Source organism: Coleofasciculus sp. A1-SPW-01 (genome assembly GCF_040217205.1).
GTDB lineage: Bacteria > Cyanobacteriota > Cyanobacteriia > Cyanobacteriales > Coleofasciculaceae > Coleofasciculus > Coleofasciculus chthonoplastes_A.
The window spans coordinates 1-17,435 of record NZ_JAVJNP010000111.1; the positions used below are offsets into that span (position 1 = coordinate 1).

Annotated in this window: 17 protein-coding genes and 3 pseudogenes; 17 read left to right on the top strand and 3 right to left on the bottom strand. The window is 46.3% G+C overall.

Annotated elements, in window-relative coordinates; translation table 11 throughout:
• Nucleotides 1-320: 320 nt before the first annotated feature.
• From RH949_RS17270 to carB, 3 genes are all read left to right on the top strand, one after another.
• Entirely contained in the window at nucleotides 321-713 is a 393-nt protein-coding gene (locus RH949_RS17270) for a hypothetical protein (protein WP_157453368.1), read from the top strand.
• A gap of 141 nt (nucleotides 714-854) precedes the next feature.
• Complete coding sequence (locus tag RH949_RS17275) at nucleotides 855-1,286, top strand: GNAT family N-acetyltransferase (protein WP_044210274.1); 432 nt, start codon at nucleotides 855-857, stop codon at nucleotides 1,284-1,286.
• Nucleotides 1,287-1,492: 206 nt separating this feature from the next.
• Nucleotides 1,493-4,747: a carbamoyl-phosphate synthase large subunit gene (carB, locus tag RH949_RS17280; protein WP_446354824.1), complete on the top strand. Its 3,255-nt coding sequence runs from the start codon at nucleotides 1,493-1,495 to the stop codon at nucleotides 4,745-4,747.
• A 105-nt stretch (nucleotides 4,748-4,852) separates the two neighbouring features.
• On the opposite strand, the gene RH949_RS17285 is transcribed toward carB, so the two are convergent.
• Nucleotides 4,853-5,182: a hypothetical protein gene (locus RH949_RS17285; RefSeq protein WP_446354826.1), complete on the bottom strand. Its 330-nt coding sequence runs from the start codon at nucleotides 5,180-5,182 to the stop codon at nucleotides 4,853-4,855.
• Between the two features lie 65 nt (nucleotides 5,183-5,247).
• Between RH949_RS17285 and RH949_RS17290 the strand changes: the two genes are divergently transcribed.
• The gene (locus RH949_RS17290) at nucleotides 5,248-5,874 is read left to right on the top strand and encodes a GNAT family N-acetyltransferase (protein WP_446354828.1); all 627 of its coding nucleotides are present in this window, start codon (nucleotides 5,248-5,250) and stop codon (nucleotides 5,872-5,874) included.
• 72 nt (nucleotides 5,875-5,946) lie between these two features.
• On the opposite strand, the pseudogene RH949_RS17295 reads toward RH949_RS17290, so the two are convergent.
• Nucleotides 5,947-6,795 (bottom strand): annotated as a pseudogene (locus tag RH949_RS17295) (FAD/NAD(P)-binding protein); the annotation flags it as partial.
• 129 nt (nucleotides 6,796-6,924) lie between these two features.
• Between RH949_RS17295 and RH949_RS17300 the strand changes: the two are divergent.
• From RH949_RS17300 to RH949_RS17360, 13 genes and pseudogenes are all read left to right on the top strand, one after another.
• Entirely contained in the window at nucleotides 6,925-8,595 is a 1,671-nt protein-coding gene (locus RH949_RS17300; protein ID WP_446354830.1) for an iron uptake porin, read from the top strand.
• A gap of 141 nt (nucleotides 8,596-8,736) precedes the next feature.
• A complete protein-coding gene (locus tag RH949_RS17305) occupies nucleotides 8,737-9,708 on the top strand; it encodes a CobW family GTP-binding protein (RefSeq protein WP_006104852.1) in 972 nt (323 codons plus the stop codon).
• A complete protein-coding gene (locus tag RH949_RS17310) occupies nucleotides 9,696-10,772 on the top strand; it encodes a WD40 repeat domain-containing protein (RefSeq protein WP_446354833.1) in 1,077 nt (358 codons plus the stop codon). The genes RH949_RS17305 and RH949_RS17310 overlap by 13 nt, the downstream gene beginning before the upstream one ends.
• A gap of 89 nt (nucleotides 10,773-10,861) precedes the next feature.
• Nucleotides 10,862-11,131 (top strand): hypothetical protein, encoded by a 270-nt coding sequence (locus RH949_RS17315; protein ID WP_446354835.1) that lies wholly within the window; start codon nucleotides 10,862-10,864, stop codon nucleotides 11,129-11,131.
• A 14-nt stretch (nucleotides 11,132-11,145) separates the two neighbouring features.
• On the top strand, nucleotides 11,146-11,904 hold the full coding sequence (locus tag RH949_RS17320; protein WP_446354837.1) for an energy-coupling factor ABC transporter permease: 759 nt from the start codon (nucleotides 11,146-11,148) through the stop codon (nucleotides 11,902-11,904).
• Complete coding sequence (locus RH949_RS17325) at nucleotides 11,901-12,203, top strand: energy-coupling factor ABC transporter substrate-binding protein (RefSeq protein WP_446354839.1); 303 nt, start codon at nucleotides 11,901-11,903, stop codon at nucleotides 12,201-12,203. The genes RH949_RS17320 and RH949_RS17325 overlap by 4 nt, the downstream gene beginning before the upstream one ends.
• Nucleotides 12,204-12,402: 199 nt before the next feature.
• Nucleotides 12,403-13,200, top strand: a complete 798-nt coding sequence (cbiQ, locus tag RH949_RS17330; RefSeq protein ID WP_446354841.1) for a cobalt ECF transporter T component CbiQ — start codon at nucleotides 12,403-12,405, stop codon at nucleotides 13,198-13,200.
• 41 nt (nucleotides 13,201-13,241) lie between these two features.
• Nucleotides 13,242-14,111: an energy-coupling factor ABC transporter ATP-binding protein gene (locus RH949_RS17335; RefSeq protein WP_044210269.1), complete on the top strand. Its 870-nt coding sequence runs from the start codon at nucleotides 13,242-13,244 to the stop codon at nucleotides 14,109-14,111.
• Between the two features lie 21 nt (nucleotides 14,112-14,132).
• On the top strand, nucleotides 14,133-14,465 hold the full coding sequence (locus RH949_RS17340; RefSeq protein WP_006104892.1) for a DUF1830 domain-containing protein: 333 nt from the start codon (nucleotides 14,133-14,135) through the stop codon (nucleotides 14,463-14,465).
• A gap of 5 nt (nucleotides 14,466-14,470) precedes the next feature.
• Nucleotides 14,471-14,557, top strand: a pseudogene (locus RH949_RS17345) (hypothetical protein); the annotation flags it as partial.
• Nucleotides 14,558-14,618: 61 nt separating this feature from the next.
• Nucleotides 14,619-15,212: pseudogene (locus RH949_RS17350) on the top strand (CobW family GTP-binding protein); the annotation flags it as partial.
• A gap of 172 nt (nucleotides 15,213-15,384) precedes the next feature.
• Nucleotides 15,385-16,032, top strand: coding sequence for a GTP cyclohydrolase I FolE (gene folE, locus RH949_RS17355; protein WP_446354844.1), 648 nt, complete (start codon nucleotides 15,385-15,387; stop codon nucleotides 16,030-16,032).
• Between the two features lie 149 nt (nucleotides 16,033-16,181).
• Nucleotides 16,182-17,198: a CobW family GTP-binding protein gene (locus tag RH949_RS17360; RefSeq protein ID WP_446354846.1), complete on the top strand. Its 1,017-nt coding sequence runs from the start codon at nucleotides 16,182-16,184 to the stop codon at nucleotides 17,196-17,198.
• A gap of 26 nt (nucleotides 17,199-17,224) precedes the next feature.
• Here RH949_RS17360 and RH949_RS17365 read toward each other — a convergent pair.
• On the bottom strand, nucleotides 17,225-17,435 hold a 211-nt coding region (locus RH949_RS17365), incomplete at its 5' end, for a metal ABC transporter permease (RefSeq protein ID WP_446354848.1).

Consider the following 17,435-nt stretch of genomic DNA (forward strand, 5'->3'; position numbering starts at 1 on the left):
ACCAATTAGGCTTAGAGATAGTCCGAACTAGGGAAGTATTCGGAAGTCTGTACCAGGACTAGGCTCAAAAAGCTATTCACCTCTTACGTTGTCCAAACTGGCTTGGTCAATCCTTGTCCCTTTTAGGGCAAGGTTGGTGAACTTTCTCTCCACGATAGTGTTTGACTCAATATCTGAACAAGTCTTCAGATATTTTTTTTTAGCATAACACCTGAATGGTCATTCAGATATTAAATTTCCCTTAAAAGCCTATTGATAAGTAGTCGGACAAAAGAAAACGGCTCTGTACTAAGTTTTGTAAACAAGTCTCAAACCCTTACTTGGGTAAAGCGATCGCACGTTCGTTATTTGGAATACCAGGGTTATCTGGACATACGTCAGTGCGTCGGCAAAGGGCGCACGTCAAAGGGCGCACGTCGGTGCGCCCCTACGGTTGGTTCTGGGATTTTTTTATGCCCAAGGATATAAAGATTTATCAAACCGAGGCTGACCCATCATCGGGGGACTTGTTAACCTGGTTCTATTCCCATCGCCTATACCTAATTATCATTATCATGTCCACCCATCAATCCCTCCCCAAACCTGCAAACGCGAATAAAAAATCGGATATCCAACCGATACCCGCGCAATCTCGACCCCATCCTGTTGTCGCCCAACCGAAAATTGAGTCAACCCTACATTTCGCAGATATTTCAACAGAAACGCAAGTGTAACGCACCATCCCCACATTTAACTGAACCCTTCACCGAGGCGGAACAATCCCTAGTCACGACAGTAAACACGACTCAAGACTTGAAACCACAATTAGCCGAATTTGTCAAATAATGAATAGTTATGTGACTTGCGATACTCCTATGGAATTGCGAATCGCCACAACGACCGATGCAGATGCGATCATCGGGTTCGATCACGTCGCCGCATCTGACGTTGCACGCGTCCAGTTTATTCACGAGCAAATCGAATCGTCCGCGTGTTACATCGCCGTCATCGACGCGAACGTCGTGGCCTACGCCGTCCTGAACTACAAGTTCTACGACAACGGTTGGATTGAAATGCTCTACGTCCATCCGCAATTCAGGGGTCAGGGAATCGGTTCTTCGTTGATCCGCCACTTGATCAACGAATGCCGCACACCCAAACTGTTCACATCGACGAATCAATCCAATGTCCCGATGCAGCGGCTGTTGGCAACGCTGGAATTTGCTCGAAGTGGCCTCATCGAAAACCTGGACGACGGCGATCCGGAACTGGTGTACTTCAAACGACTACGCGATAATGCCAAATAACAATGGGTTGGACGAAAGTCGCTGGTGCTTAGCTAGCTGTAGGGTGCGTTAACGAAGTGTAACGCACCATCCAAACATAAAACGGTGCTCCTGCGGCGCGAAAATCCCCTAAGTCATCAAACCCCAACATAACTGCCGCGACGAATTTCCCTCAGACCATATAAAATAAACAGGATTCAAGAATAGTCACGCAATCACCGACACTTATGCCTCGCCGCGACGATCTTCACAAAATCCTGATCTTGGGTTCTGGTCCCATTGTTATCGGACAAGCCTGTGAGTTTGATTACTCTGGCACTCAGGCGTGTAAAGCCCTCCAACAGGAAGGCTACGAAGTGGTACTGGTTAACTCCAATCCAGCCACAATCATGACCGACCCAGAAACTGCAGACCGCACCTACATTGAACCCCTGACTCCGGAAATTGTGGAGAAGGTGATTGCCAAAGAACGACCAGACGCCCTATTGCCGACGATGGGGGGTCAAACAGCCCTGAATATTGCCGTTACTCTGGCAAAAAACGGTGTTCTCGACAAATACGGCGTCGATCTCATTGGTGCTAAACTCGATGCCATCGAAATGGCAGAAGACCGCCAGCTTTTCAAAGAAGCGATGGGGCGTATTGGTATCGGAGTCTGTCCTTCAGGAATCGCCAGTAACTTGGATGAAGCCAAAGCCCTTGCCCAACGCATTGGCACTTACCCCCTGATTATTCGTCCTGCCTATACTTTAGGCGGCACAGGAGGCGGTATTGCCTATAACCAGGAAGAATACGAAGAAATGGCACAAGCCGGGTTAGACGCCTCTCCCGTGTCTCAAATCTTAGTCGAACAGTCGCTGCTGGGATGGAAAGAATATGAGTTAGAAGTAATGCGGGATCTCGCCGATAACGTGGTGATTATCTGTTCAATCGAAAACCTTGACCCCATGGGGGTCCACACGGGTGACTCGATTACCGTCGCCCCCGCCCAAACCCTCACCGATAAGGAATATCAGCGACTCCGAGATTACTCGATTCAAATTATCCGTGAGATTGGCGTGGAAACGGGTGGCTCAAATATTCAGTTTGCCATCAATCCAGTTTCCGGGGACGTGATTGTCATTGAAATGAACCCCCGTGTCTCCCGCAGTTCTGCCCTCGCCTCAAAAGCGACAGGGTTTCCCATTGCTAAATTTGCGGCGAAGTTGGCGGTAGGGTACACCTTGGATGAGATTCCCAACGACATTACTCAGAAAACCCCCGCCTCCTTTGAACCCACGATCGATTATGTGGTGACCAAAATTCCCCGGTTTACCTTTGAGAAATTCCCCAACGCCCAACCCGTACTCACCACCCAGATGAAGTCGGTGGGGGAAGCCATGGCAATTGGACGCACGTTCCAAGAATCCTGCCAAAAAGCCTTGCGTTCTCTGGAAATCGGACGCTACGGGTGGGGATGCGATCGCGCCGAGAAACTCCCCTCCCTGGAACAAGTGCGGTCTGGCTTACGGACACCCAACCCTGACCGCATATTTACCCTGCGTCACGCCTTACAGTTAGGGATGACCGTGGAAGAAATTTATGAACTTACGGGTATTGATCCTTGGTTTCTAGATAAGTTTGCCGATTTACTCGAAACTGAAAAATTCCTCAAGCGCACTCCCTTAAAAAGCTTGACAAAAGAGAATCTTTGGTATATAAAGCGTCAAGGCTATAGCGATCGCCAAATTGCCTTCGCCACCAAGACAACGGAAGATGAGGTGCGGACGTATCGCAAGCAACTGGGGGTTGTCGCCGTTTACAAAGTCGTGGATACCTGCGCCGCCGAATTTGAGGCACTGACCCCTTATTACTATTCCACCTACGAAGAAGAAACCGAAGTTATCCCCTCCGATAAGCGCAAGGTGATGATTCTCGGCGGTGGACCCAACCGGATTGGACAGGGGATTGAGTTTGACTACTGTTGCTGTCATGCGGCTTACGCCCTCGCCAAACAAGGGTTTGAGACAATTATGGTCAACTCCAACCCAGAAACCGTTTCCACGGACTACGACACCAGCGATCGTCTCTACTTTGAACCCCTGACCAAAGAAGATGTCCTCAACATCATTGAAACCGAAAAGCCCGAAGGGATTATTATTCAGTTTGGTGGTCAAACCCCACTAAAACTGGCAGTTCCCCTTCAGGAGTTTTTAAACAATCCCGAAATCCCCACCTCCGTTCCCACCAAAATCTGGGGGACTTCGCCCGACTCCATTGATATTGCCGAAGATCGGGAACGCTTTGAGAAAATCCTGCGCCAACTGGATATTAAACAGCCCCCCAATGGCATCGCCCGCAGTTATGAGGAGGCGTTAAACATCGCCAAGCGCATCGGTTACCCAGTGGTAGTGCGTCCCTCCTACGTCCTCGGTGGACGGGCAATGGAAATTGTCTATTCTGACCTAGAGTTGGAACGGTATATGACCTTTGCGGTGCAAGTGGAACCGGAACACCCGATTCTGATTGATAAGTTCTTAGAAAATGCCATTGAAGTCGATGTAGACGCGATCGCCGATCATACGGGTCGGGTGGTGATTGGTGGCATTATGGAGCATATTGAACAAGCAGGGATTCACTCCGGCGACTCGGCTTGTTCGATTCCATTTATTTCCCTGAGTCCCACAGCAATGGAAACGATTCGCACCAGTACCCATCAATTAGCCACAAAGTTGAAAGTCATTGGCTTGATGAATATCCAGTTTGCGGTGCAAGGGGAAACCGTTTATATCCTGGAAGCCAACCCCAGGGCGTCGCGGACTGTTCCTTATGTCTCCAAAGCCACCGGTGTCCCGCTAGCGGCTTTGGCGTCCCGGATCATGGCAGGAGAAACCCTAGAAGACCTGGGTTTAACCCGCGAACCGATACTCCAGCACATTGCCGTAAAAGAAGCTGTCCTGCCCTTTGATAAATTCCCTGGCACCGATGTCATCCTCGGACCAGAAATGCGGTCTACTGGTGAAGTGATGGGGATTGATACGGACTTTGGTAAGGCATTTGCCAAGGCAGAATTAGCCGCCGGTCAGCGTTTACCCCTTTCGGGTACTGTTTTTGTCTCCACCAATAACCGGGATAAAGCCAATGTTGTCCCGGTGGTTCAAGACTTGATGGACTTGGGCTTTAATGTCATTGCCACGGAAGGTACACGCAAAGCCCTTAAGGATCAGGGCTTGGAGGTTGATTTAATCCTGAAACTGCATCAAGGGCGTCCCCATGTCTTGGATGCGATTAAAAATAAGCAGATTCAGTTGATTATTAATACCCCAACCGGAGAAGATGCCCAAGCTGATGGTCGGTTAATTCGGCGCACCGCACTGGCTTACAAAATCCCAATTGTTACCACGATTGCTGGTGCAAAGGCAACAGCTGGGGCAATTCGTTCATTGAAGTCTGAGCCTTTAGATGTGAAAGCGTTGCAAGACTACATTTACGAGACTCAGTAAGCAGTGATCGGCATCAACAATGTCCGGTGACCAATGAACCGTTATCGGGCGTTGCAGATCACAAACTAACTGCCTAAAGTTCAATCCGGGTTTGACTGCCATTGCCTAAATGCCAGCAAATCCAATGGACTTTAGGCGAAAACAGGGATTGAGTTCAGGAAGAATGTATTTGTATATACTTAAAAAAAAAGAATCTCCTGATAAATTCTTAAACAAATACGAATTGACCTGAGTTAAAATTACACTGGAAGAAAAATCGACGTAAAATTGGGGTAAGTTGGGTTGTAGAGAATCAGTGATGGGTGAACTCGCGTTGTCTGAACCGACAGCATCGGTATCCTGTACTGCCATTTCCTGAAAATGTGACCTCGACAACAAACAGCAGGAGCAATCCTTAATCATAATCATTCCACCGTAGAATACAGTGTAAGTCATAAACTGCTGCCCCATCGGTCAAATCGCCCAACGTTAATTAATAGTTAAGCAGATTGTGAATTGCGATGGCTGTATCGGTTTCTCAGGCGGCAACATGTCCCAACAGCACTCAAATTCCGGTGTCTTTGAAATCTCCTCCCATAACACCTATTCCGGATACTCTGGTGATCACCTATCTCCAGATGACCGATCCGACCCAATTCCGTCCAGCGTATCTTAACTACCCCGATGGGATAAAAATGATGTGTATGGATACGCCTGATGTTGCCTTCTATCGTTTCCTGTACAGTACCGTAGGCAAACCCTGGCGTTGGCGCGATCGCTTATCCTACTCCGATGAAGAACTGCAAGAGATTCTCACTGCCTCTGAAACCAGTATTCATGTCCTTTATGTCAACGGTGCGCCCGCTGGATACATTGAGTTGGTCAAGCGTCGAGAGGGACCGTCGGGTCGGTTCTACTCGACGGAAATTGTCTATTTTGGGTTGCGCGAAAACTATCTCGGACGGGGGTTAGGCAAGCATTTACTCAGCCATGGCATTGCTTACGCTTGGAACAAAGGCACACAACGCCTCTGGATTCATACCAGCAATCTGGATAGCCCCTACGCCCTGGATAATTGCATTAAACGGGGCTTTAAAATCTATCGGATTGAGAAAGAACCCATGCCAGAGTTGTATCGGCAACCCTAAGAGGGTGAGGGGGGAGATGATTTTTCTGGGTTAAATGTATCTGTACTAGAAATACTTGCAGCTAGGCTCCAGACGGCGTAACTGAAACATCATCTTTGGCGTCATTGATCCCCCATTTCGCGCCCCCTGAATCATCTCCCACCGCCTCTGCCAATTCGGTTCAGCCCAAAAGTCCTTGAGATACTTGGGTCCCAACCAACCCGGTTCAGCATCAAACCATTTTTCCTGGAGCCGACGCTGTGACATTAACATCACCTTCGCTCCCCGTGCTGCTGCACCCACGGCTAAATGTCCACTCGTCAACCCACCCCCAATAATTAACACCTGCTCACCAGCTATCTGCACGTTCTGTAAATCGACGCTTTGAGCATGGCATAATCGGTCAGTTGGATAAGCCGATGCAATTTTATCTACCCAATCCGGTACAATCTTTCTCCCCGCACCCGTAGCCAAAACCACCCGACGAGCGATGACTGACTGCCCATTGGATAACTCCAGGCGAAATCGAGGGCGTTTGAGAACCGTGGTGGGTTTAAGGCTACTCACATCAGCCCTAACCAGCTTATCCGGCAAGCCCCACTGATGGATAACATTCTGACAAAACTCCTCAAATAGCTGCGTTCCCGGAAGATGATATGGGGGAAAAAATTCCGACTCCCGGTTTTCGGCAAAAGAGCGCAGTGCATAGGGGTTGGGGTGGGGATGGTGAACCGCAGGGGATCTCAGATGAGGGATTTCTAAGGCGGCAAATTGATGGAACCACCGATTCATCCATCTGCCACTAGCGTCAAACACCAAAAACCTATCCCCCATTTTCTTACGCTTTTGCAGCAGATGAGTGACTAGGGTTAGAGCCTGGGGACCTGCGCCAACAATCGCAATGTCAATGTTCGCGGGTAAGGATGCCGAATAATTTGTCATGAAAAATCAGACCCTTGATTTACAATAACGATAATCGTTCTTATGATAATGATTATCATAATTGTGACACCGAGTAACCGCTAGGTGATCGGGCAAGACCTTGAACTGAATAGGGTGTGAGGAGTTACTATGGCAAAAACGTGGTGGAATATCGTTAACCCAGTGGTGTTGGGTGGTACTTGGGCAGTCTGTACAGTCCCAAATGCTTTGGCACAGATTGAGGGGTACAACCCCATCAGTCAAACGAATGCTCTTGAGCAAGTCACCAGTGTCTCTCAGTTACGAGATGTTTCCCCTGGCGATTGGGCGTATGAAGCCTTACGCAGCCTGGTGGAACGCTATGGCTGTATCGCGGGCTATCCCGATGGCACCTATCGCGGGAATCGAGCCTTAACCCGATTTGAGTTTGCCGCTGGTTTGAATGCGTGCTTACAGCAAATTGAGCGTTTACTCCCTAATGGCGAACTGGAGGGGAGTGATTTGGCAACCTTACGACGGTTGGTGCAAGAATTTGAGGCGGAATTGGCGACTCTGGGAGCGCGAGTGGATAATTTGGAGGGTCGAGTCGCCTTTTTAGAAGACAATCAGTTTTCCACAACGACCAAATTTCGCGGAGAAGTCAGCTTTGCCCTGAGTAGTGTTTTTGGGGATGAAAAGGCAGATGGTAGTGGAGAAGAGTTGGAAGATGAAGTGGTTTTCGACAACCGAGTGCGTCTATTTTTAGCGACGAGTTTTACAGGAGAGGACTTGTTACTAACTCGTTTGGATGCACTGAATCCGGTTCCTTTTGGTCCGGGTGAAGGAGATAATCCCAATATTACCGGAACTAGCATGACTCGCCTCGCTTTTGATGAAGGTAATGATAATGATGTAGCGATTGGCAAGATAAGATATAGCTTCTCTCTGGGAGAAATGGCAGCGTCACATAATCAGGAAGAGGAGGAACATGGACATGGTGCCGTTAAAGATGCCAAACTTTCCTTTATGATTGATGCCGTTGGCGGCGAGTTTGCCGGAAACTTTGCCAACTATAACGAGTTTTTCTCAGGAGAAATGACGGGGGCAATTTCTCGTTTCGGGCGTTTCAATCCGATTTATTATCAGGGAGTCGGAGGCATGGGTGCTAGTTTGACCTATAACTTCAATTCGGCACTTAATTTATCCTTGGGTTATTTGGCTGCCAATGCTAATGATCCGAGTCAGAAAAACGGATTGTTTAATGGTCGCTATGCTGCCATCGCCCAACTGGGGATTGAACCGAGCGAAGCTTTGCGTTTGGGTCTGACTTATGTGCGTTCCTATTATCCTGGGGGAAAGGTGGTGGTTTCTGGGAAGACGGGGAGTGAATTGGCAAATGTGCCATTTGGGGAAGATACTGCCACGTCAACGGATCAGTTTGGGCTTTCTGCTAGTTTGCGTCTCAGTCCCGCTTTTACGCTGTCGGGGTGGGGCGGTTTGACCCTGGCTCAAGCTCAAGATAATGGTTTCAATAATGGTGTCTTGGTGGATGAGGGCGATGACGCCACTATTTTTAACTGGGCAGTTACCCTGGCATTGCCTGATTTTGGCTCAGAGGGGAGTTTGCTGGGGTTTGTTGTCGGACAACCGCCGAAGGTGACGGATAATGATGGCGGTTTTGAGGATGATGATACGTCTTGGCATCTGGAAGCTCAGTATCGTTATCAACTCACGGATAATATCGCGATTAATCCGGGGGTGTTCGTGATTCTCAACCCAGAACACGATGATAACAATGACACGATTTGGGTGGGGACGCTTCGCACTATCTTTGAATTCTAGAGACGTAGCAGAAGAGACGTAGCAGGAGCAGGAGAGACGTAGCATGCTACGTCTCTACATTATTAAGAATTGGGTGAAAGGGATTGTCGCCTAGGGGAAAAACGTTTATTATTTGAGAATGATAATCATTTTAAACGGCGTATGGTAACAGCTCAAGCTTCCAGTACCATTCCGGTTACTGTTCTCACCGGCTATCTCGGCGCAGGGAAAACCACCCTGCTCAACCACATCCTCACTTACGAACATGGCAAGAAAGTCGCCGTCATCGTCAACGAGTTTGGAGAAGTTGGTATTGATAACCAATTAGTGATTGATGCCGATGAAGAAATCTTTGAGATGAACAACGGGTGCATTTGCTGTACCGTCCGAGGGGATTTGATGCGGATTATCGGGAACCTAATTAAGCGGCGTAACAAGTTTGACCATCTGGTGATAGAAACCACTGGACTGGCTGACCCCGCCCCCGTAATTCAAACCTTTTTTATTGATGAAGATATGCGGCAGCAACTGCTTTTAGATGCGGTGGTAACGGTGGTGGATGCCAAGCATATTTGGCAGCATTGGGAAGCAGATGAAGCGCAAGAACAGATTGCTTTTGCTGATGTAATTTTGCTCAATAAGACAGATTTAGTCTCCCCGGATAAGTTAGATGAATTGGAGAAGCGGATACGGGGGATGAATGCTCTAGCAAAAATTTACTGCACCCAAAACTCTGAGTTAGGCATGGAGGCGTTACTGGGTGTGAAAGCCTTTGATCTCAACCGTGCTTTGGAGATTGACCCCAACTTCCTCAGCGAAGATGCTCACGAACATGATGAGTCGGTTCATTCCTTTGCTTTGGTTGAATCAAAACCTGTGGATGGGGAAAAACTGAATAATTGGCTCTCGCAATTGTTGCAAACCAAGGGTCCTGATATTTTCCGGATGAAAGGAATTATCAACATGGCTGGAGAAGACCAACGCTTTGTCTTTCAAGGGGTACACATGTTGTTTGATGGTCGAGGCGATCGCGCCTGGAAACCTGGAGAACGCCGGAAAAGCGAACTGGTGTTTATTGGTCGCAATTTAGAGGAAGCGAAGCTGAGAGAGGACTTTAGAGCGTGTCTGGTTTAGGGATTACCCAGAAAAATCTATTAGAACAACAGTGGTGTGGGCAACTCTCGGAGTATGTCACGGCTGTGGCTTGGTCCGTTGATGGGTGTTTAGCCGTAAGTTCAGCGGCGGGGGAGGTTCTGCTGTGGGATGGGGGGAAGGGTGACTCATGCTTAATTCTTGGTTCAGACGACACAGGTGAACAGTCGATTGATTGTCTGGACTTTTCCCCTGATGGGCAATTCTTGGCAGCCGGAGGACAAGATGGTGGAGTGAGAATTTGGCAGGTGAAGCCCCAACTTCAATTGATCACGACTCTCAATAATGCCCCCAAATGGGTTGACCACCTGCATTGGAGTCCCACGGCTAACCAATTGGCATTTAGTTTGGGGCGTTATGTCCAAGTCTGGGATGCGGCTGAACAAGCAACGATTATCACATTACCTTTTGAGTCGTCCTCGGTATTGGGAATGACTTGGCAACCTCAAGGACAGCATTTAGCGATCGCGGGTGATCAGGGTGCTAAAGTTTGGGATAGCCGGAATTGGGATGATGACCCTTTCCTTGTCGATATGGCGGCGGCGAGTATGGCGATTGCTTGGTCACCGGATGGCAAGTATCTCGCCTCTGGTAATCTCGATTTAACCATTACAGTCGTCCAATGGGGTAATCCTCATCCGTGGGTGATGCGGGGATTTCCCGGCAAAATTCGCAACTTAAGATGGTCAAAATCCATGTCAAATACTGCACCCTTGTTAGCGGCGTCCAGTGGTGAGGGGATTGTGATCTGGAAAAAGCAAACGGATGATCGTCAGGGTTGGGATGCACGGGTTTTAGATCTGCATACGGACATTATCCAGGATATCGCTTTTCAACCCAAGAGTTTGCTGTTAGCGTCAGCGAGTAATGATGGCTGGGTTTGTCTGTGGCAAAAAGCCAAGCAAATTGCCCAAATTATGAACGGTGCTACCCAGGGTTTTTCTTGTCTGGCTTGGCATCCTGGAGGAAGTCAATTGGCGGCTGGTGGTCAAAATGGGGAGGTTTTAGTTTGGTCAGAATCCAAACGGGGTAAAGGATTTGGTTGATGACAGTTTGCCTGAATAAGGAACATATATATGTAGAGACGCGCCATGGCGCGTCTGGAAAGCTGGCACAGAGAATAAATAATCAATAAATGACAATAGTAATGGATTTATTTTCTCGGACTGACCAACAAACCAATCCCGAAAAAATCCAGCAAGTTAAACTGTGGATTTATGAGGTTTTGGAGATTAATGAAAAAAATTCCGTGTCTCTGAGTCAATTGCGCTGTACTGAACCGGGATGTCCACCCATTGAAACCGTTATTGCTATCTTGGACAAACCCCAACGACAGTATAAAATCCACAAACCTATTGCAGAAATAGAACCCATTGACATTAAAAACTTGCTAGAGAAATCCTGATTTTTAGAATATCCATGAAAACAAAACAACGTATTTCTCTAGGTTTAATCACTGCCACAAGTGTAACCGTAACCATTTTAGCCGCACCACCTGCTCAAGCAATGCACATTATGGAAGGGTTTTTACCCGTAACCTGGGCAATTTTTTGGTGGATACTCTTCCTGCCTTTTTTTTTGCTGGGACTACGTTCCCTTAATCAGATCACGAAAGATTATCCTGAATTAAAACTGCTGTTGGCTTTAGCGGGTGCTTTTACCTTTGTCTTGTCGGCGTTAAAAATTCCCTCGGTGACAGGTAGTTCGTCCCATCCTACAGGTACAGGACTTGGTGCTGTATTATTTAGTCCCTTAATCATGACAGTTTTGGGGAGTTTTGTCCTGCTCTTTCAAGCCTTATTATTAGCTCATGGGGGGTTGACAACCTTAGGCGCTAATGCATTTTCTATGGCAGTTGTTGGTCCGATTGTGGCGTATGGTTTGTATCGTTTAGTGTTACAGGTAAGTGGAAGACAAACCGTTGCCATATTTCTCGCCGCCGCCGTGGCTAATTTAATCACCTACGTGGTCACATCTCTACAGTTAGCCCTGGCATTTCCTGCACCAGAAGGCGGTATTTTAAGCTCATTTATCAAATTTGCTGGTATTTTCGCCGTCACCCAAATTCCTCTGGCGATTAGTGAAGGATTGTTAACGGTGTTAGTTTGGAATTGGCTGGTTACCTATAGTCAAGAGCAATTACAAGTATTAAAACAGATTAAACCGAAATCATTATGAAACGACAAAGAACAAGCTGGAATAATTGGTTATTAATTTCAGGCGTAATCCTTCTCGCGGTTATCCCTTTACTTGCCATTCGAGATTCTGAATTTAGCGGTGCTGATGGACAAGCCGAAGCCGTGATTGGAGACATTCAGCCTGAGTATGAACCGTGGTTTGAACCTTTGTTAGCACCTCCAGGTGGTGAAACTGAATCGCTGTTATTCGCCTTACAAGCTGGGATTGGTGCGGGGACAATCGGTTACGCGATCGGTTTATATCGAGGAAAAAGTGAGCGTAATTCTACCTTTAAGTAGGTGGAAAAATTAAAGTTAGCAGCGGTAATTGTTATTTGTCTTTCGTCATTGGTTATTTTTTTTTCATTTTATCGGGTCAAATTCGTCAAAATTATGGCATCACTAAATCATGACAAATGTACCATTGCTCCCAGACGTTCCACGGTCACGTCTCTACAAAACACAATACTGATTCAGCAAACCCTGCTTAAATGAGATCATGACTCTCCCCATTGATACCCTTTCTTATAAGAATAACCTGAGAACCCTACCCCCAGAGCAAAAATTACTGTTTGCGTTAGTCGTTTTAGGGATTGCTCTCATGGCTTCCCCTCTAACTCAAGTTTTGATTAGTCTCTGGCTGGCAATTTGGACAATCGGTTATGCCAAAATTCCTATCCAATCTTATTTCAAGCTTCTGGGGGTAAGTAGTCTATTTTTGGGCATGGGTTTACCTGCATTAATGATTAATATGATAGGGGTAAACCAAATTGATTTAGTTGCCCATGATCAACTCGGAGGTATTCAGTTAGGAGGATTATATTTCTATCTCAGTCACAGTGGTTGGCAAGAAGGAGTCCAAATTTTTATCCGATCTTTGGCTTGTATCTCATGCTTACTTTTTATGCTGCTGACTATTCCATTTGTCGAAATTGTGCAAACCCTACGTCGTTGCCAACTCCCCGAAGCGATTGGTGATTTGCTGATGTTAATGTACCGCTTTGTTTTTATTCTGATCAACACCGTGATTGAGTTAAAATTAGCACAACAAGCGAGAGGAGGATATCGCACCTGGACATTAGCGGTTAAGAGTACAAGTTTGCTCGTTAGTCAATTGCTGCAACGGACAATAATTCGCTATCAACAATTTTGTTTGGGGTTTTCCGCTAGGGGATTTACCGATAGATTCTATGGGTTTAATGGACAACATCGGAACTATTCCCAGCGCTATGCCTTAGAAGGAATGATTGGGTGTTTAAGTTTGTCAGGATTAGATATTTATCTGAGAATTAACTAAAAAACTGTGGATTCAGTCCTTTTTTCCCTATCCCCATATCCATGACCCATACATTGATACAACTCAAAGATATCGTTTATACTTATCCAGGTCAAAATACCCCTTTGTTTCGGGGATTAAACCTGAGGATTACTCAATCCAAAAAGACGGCGATTATTGGTCAAAACGGATCGGGCAAATCCAGCCTATTTTTGTTGATAGATGGGTTGCATAAAGTCCAGCAAGGAAAAATCTACTGGAAAAACGAGGAATTAAAATACAACCATAAATTTCTCAATCAATGGCGACAACGAATTGGGTTAGCCTTTCAAGATCCTGAACAACAATTAGTCGCCGGAACAGTGATAGAGGATATCGCTTATGGTTTAGCCAACTTGCAATTACCCAAAGCCGAATTTGAACAGAGACTTGATGACGCGATCGCGGACTTTGTTTTGCAGGAATTAGTCAACCTACCTTTACACTATCTCAGCTTAGGACAAAAGCGGCGCGTTGCTTTAGCGGGTGTGATGGCGTTGAAGCCAGAATTACTCCTTTTAGACGAACCGACGGCTTATTTAGATAGGAGACAAACCCATAATTTTATGCAGGAATTAGATCGGATTCATGAGTCAGGAACAACGGTTGTTCTGGCAACCCATGACTTAGATATTGCCTATCAATGGGCAGATTGGTTCTTGGTTCTCCATCAAGGACAATTGGTTATGGAAGGTGAGGCGGAAGCGGTTTTTTCGCAACGGGAATTAATTGAAGACTTACAACTCGGTTTGCCAACCGTATGGCAAGTCTGGCAAGCCTTACCCAAGCACCTTTGTCGTTCAGAATATACGTCTGTTCCCCGAACAGTGAGTGAACTGAACGAGAAATTGTCAGAAACTCTGACGCAACATCTATCTCAATCCAGACGTTGATCAAACAAAGCAATTATAACAATGACTCAAATTCTTGATGCTTTGCCCCCGAATTTTCCCTCGAAAATCTTATGTGGCTATTTCAATCAGACGAGACAAGTTCAGATTGTGCGGATTGTCAATATTTCCAATTGGTACTTTGAGCGAGTCGTATTTCCTCGCCAATATCTCTTATTTGAAGCCTGTTCTGAGGCTCAACTTGAAATTTATACAGGGGCAATGAGCCAGGGAATTTTTCTAGATAGAATTGGCTGCGATCGGTTACGCATTCAACAGGAATTCATCCGAGCGCCCAACAAAGACTTAAAAAAACTCCCAGTTTTTCATCCTTCAAGCCACCGAACCTTCAACTAGCCAGAAGCTTTACCTGTATAAAACGGGCGGGTGCTGACCTGATTTTGACCTACTTTGCTAAAGATGTCGCCTTGATGTTGCAGGGAACGTAAACATTCCATCTGCCGCTAATTGGAGTTATACCAACCGAGACTATCATCCTAAAAGACAACCATGATACAGACAACAAAACAAACGGAATCGGAAATCGTAAACCTTCCCAAACGAGGGATGCCAGTCACGATTATTACTGGATTTCTGGGGAGTGGTAAAACCACCTTAGTTAATCAAATTCTCGAAAATAAGCAGAATTTGAAAGTCGCTGTTTTAGTGAATGAGTTTGGAGATATCAATATTGACTCCCAGCTTCTGGTTTCTTTTGATGAAGATATGGTGGAGTTGAGTAATGGTTGTATCTGCTGTACAATTAATGATGGGTTGGTTGATGCTGTTTATCGCGTTTTAGAACGAGAAGACCGGATTGACTATTTAGTCATTGAAACCACGGGAGTGGCTGATCCGTTACCCATTGCGATTACCTTTTTAGGGACGGAACTACGAAACTTGACGCGGTTGGATTCGATCTTAACGGTAGTCGATGCGGAAACGTTCACTCCAGAGCATTTTGACAGTGAAGCCGCGTTTAAACAGGTGGCGTATGGTGATATCGTTTTGCTGAATAAAACAGATCGCGCTGATCCGAAAAAGCTGGATGAATTAGAGAGTTATATCCGCCTAATTAAACAGGGAGCAAGACTGTTAGGTTCACCAAAAACTCAGCTCGTCTTGATTGGGCGTCATCTCGATCTAGATGAAATCAAAACGCTCCTGAAAAACTGTCTGGCTGAATCGGTAAAGTTATAGTCAATTAATTATTAATTATTGGCTGAATTTAATTTCCGTTTCACTTCAGTTTTGTCATCACTCCAATTATTCCATTATGACCTTATCTCAATCAAAGCCGATGGCGTTAAATGGTGTAATGCCATCCCTTTCAACTTCCGATAAACCCCTTGTCTCTGACGAAGAAATGAGGCAAGCTGTGCGTACTTTGTTACTGGGATTGGGAGAAGATCCAGACCGCGAAGGATTACGAGATACCCCTAAGCGTGTGGTTAAAGCTTTAAAGTTTTTGACATCGGGTTATCACCAATCCCTGGATGAATTACTCAATGGTGCAGTATTTACCGAAGATGCTAATGAAATGGTGCTGGTGCGGGATATCGATATTTTTAGCTCCTGTGAGCATCATATTCTGCCGATTCTCGGTCGCGCTCATGTTGCCTATATTCCCAATGGTAAGGTGATTGGACTGTCCAAAATTGCTCGGATTTGCGAAATGTATGGGCGGCGCTTGCAAGTACAGGAACGTCTGACGGCACAGATTGCCGATGCACTCACGGAATTACTCAAGCCTCAAGGTGTAGCCGTAGTTGTGGAAGCGACGCATCTGTGCATGGTGATGCGAGGTGTACAAAAGCCAGGGTCTTGGACTGTGACCAGTGCGGTGCGAGGGGTGTTTGCTGAGGATGCCCGGACTCGCCAGGAGTTCATGGATTTGGTGCGACATAACCCAAGGTTTAATTAGCGTGCCTGTTCGTTAGGGGCGATCACCTAATCCTAGGAGAAAGCCCTTTTTTTGCGTCTTGATGAGAATACTTCTTACTCTACAATTGGTTTAGGGCGGGTCAGATCGTTCAATCCGCTAATTTGTCGTTACTCAACCGGAGGAATTTTATGACCTCTAGTGTCAAACAAGTTCGTCCCACGTCTGTCACCGCTTCTGGGCGGGGAATACCTGTTACCATTATCACGGGTTTTTTGGGGAGCGGCAAAACCACGCTGCTCAATTATATTTTGCATAATCGTCAGGACTTGAAGATAGCCGTTATTGTTAATGAATTTGGCGACATTGATATCGACTCCAAACTCTTGGTATCGATTGATGAAAATATGGTGCAACTGAGTAATGGTTGCATTTGCTGCACGATTAATAAAAATCTGGTTGATACAGTTGATGGGTTAATTCACCGTGATGATCCGGTGGATTACATCCTGGTTGAAACCACGGGGGTGGCAGATCCGTTGCCAATTATGCTGAGTTTTATCACCACAGAATTACAAACCGTTACTCACATTGATTCCATATTGACGGTTGTTGATGCCGAATCGTTAACGCCGAATCACTATGACAGTGAAGCGGCACGTAATCAACTCATTTTTGCCGATATTATTCTATTGAACAAAACCGATTTGGTTGCCCCAAAACGAATCAATCAACTCAAGGAGTATATTCGTTCCCTGAAACCTGAAGCTAGAGTCCTCCAAACCCAATATGGACAGGTGTCATTACCACTGATTTTGGATGTGAACCTTAATCAGCCTAGCACCTATCAACGTGCAGCACCAGCCGAGCATCATCTGGCTGATGATCATCAGTCTCACCATCTGGAACATGATCAGTTTATGGCAGTGTCATTTGAGAGCGATCGCGCCTTAAATCTGCCCAAATTTCAAGCCTTTATCGATAACCTACCCACCAATGTTTATCGGGGTAAGGGCATTCTCTGGTTTCAGGGGAGTCAGTTACGCCATCTGTTTCAATTAAGTGGTAAGCGATGTGATATGAAAAGTGAACGTTCTCACCCTCCTCGTTGTAATCAACTCGTTTTCATTGGACGCGACTTGGATGCCCAGCAAATTCAGAGCCAACTTAGGACTTGTCTGGCATCAGAGCAAGTGTCAGTCAGATGAATGTTAATGTCTTACCTTTTAATGTCTTACCTTTTGAACTCGGTCTGCCTTTGGCGGTATCGCCGGAGAAAATTGATGCCCAAACTGGCAAGATACGCGATCGCGGCGCACAGCACAATCGTGGCACCAGAGGTAAAATTGAGGACGTAGGAAAGCCACAATCCGGCTGTGGTAAAGATCATACACAGCAAGCTAGCCAGTAGCATCATTTTCTTCAAGTCCTTGACATACAGATTC

Coding starts and splice junctions, on each gene's coding strand:
- RH949_RS17320 (WP_446354837.1), top strand. CDS start 11,146: ATGAAAACAAAACAACGTATTTCTCTAGGTTTAATCACTGCCACAAGT.
- RH949_RS17305 (WP_006104852.1), top strand. CDS start 8,737: ATGGTAACAGCTCAAGCTTCCAGTACCATTCCGGTTACTGTTCTCACC.
- carB (WP_446354824.1), top strand. CDS start 1,493: ATGCCTCGCCGCGACGATCTTCACAAAATCCTGATCTTGGGTTCTGGT.
- RH949_RS17335 (WP_044210269.1), top strand. CDS start 13,242: ATGACCCATACATTGATACAACTCAAAGATATCGTTTATACTTATCCA.
- RH949_RS17315 (WP_446354835.1), top strand. CDS start 10,862: ATGACAATAGTAATGGATTTATTTTCTCGGACTGACCAACAAACCAAT.
- cbiQ (WP_446354841.1), top strand. CDS start 12,403: ATGACTCTCCCCATTGATACCCTTTCTTATAAGAATAACCTGAGAACC.
- RH949_RS17325 (WP_446354839.1), top strand. CDS start 11,901: ATGAAACGACAAAGAACAAGCTGGAATAATTGGTTATTAATTTCAGGC.
- RH949_RS17290 (WP_446354828.1), top strand. CDS start 5,248: ATGGCTGTATCGGTTTCTCAGGCGGCAACATGTCCCAACAGCACTCAA.
- RH949_RS17285 (WP_446354826.1), bottom strand. CDS start 5,182: ATGACTTACACTGTATTCTACGGTGGAATGATTATGATTAAGGATTGC.
- RH949_RS17300 (WP_446354830.1), top strand. CDS start 6,925: ATGGCAAAAACGTGGTGGAATATCGTTAACCCAGTGGTGTTGGGTGGT.
- RH949_RS17340 (WP_006104892.1), top strand. CDS start 14,133: ATGACTCAAATTCTTGATGCTTTGCCCCCGAATTTTCCCTCGAAAATC.
- folE (WP_446354844.1), top strand. CDS start 15,385: ATGACCTTATCTCAATCAAAGCCGATGGCGTTAAATGGTGTAATGCCA.
- RH949_RS17275 (WP_044210274.1), top strand. CDS start 855: ATGGAATTGCGAATCGCCACAACGACCGATGCAGATGCGATCATCGGG.
- RH949_RS17360 (WP_446354846.1), top strand. CDS start 16,182: ATGACCTCTAGTGTCAAACAAGTTCGTCCCACGTCTGTCACCGCTTCT.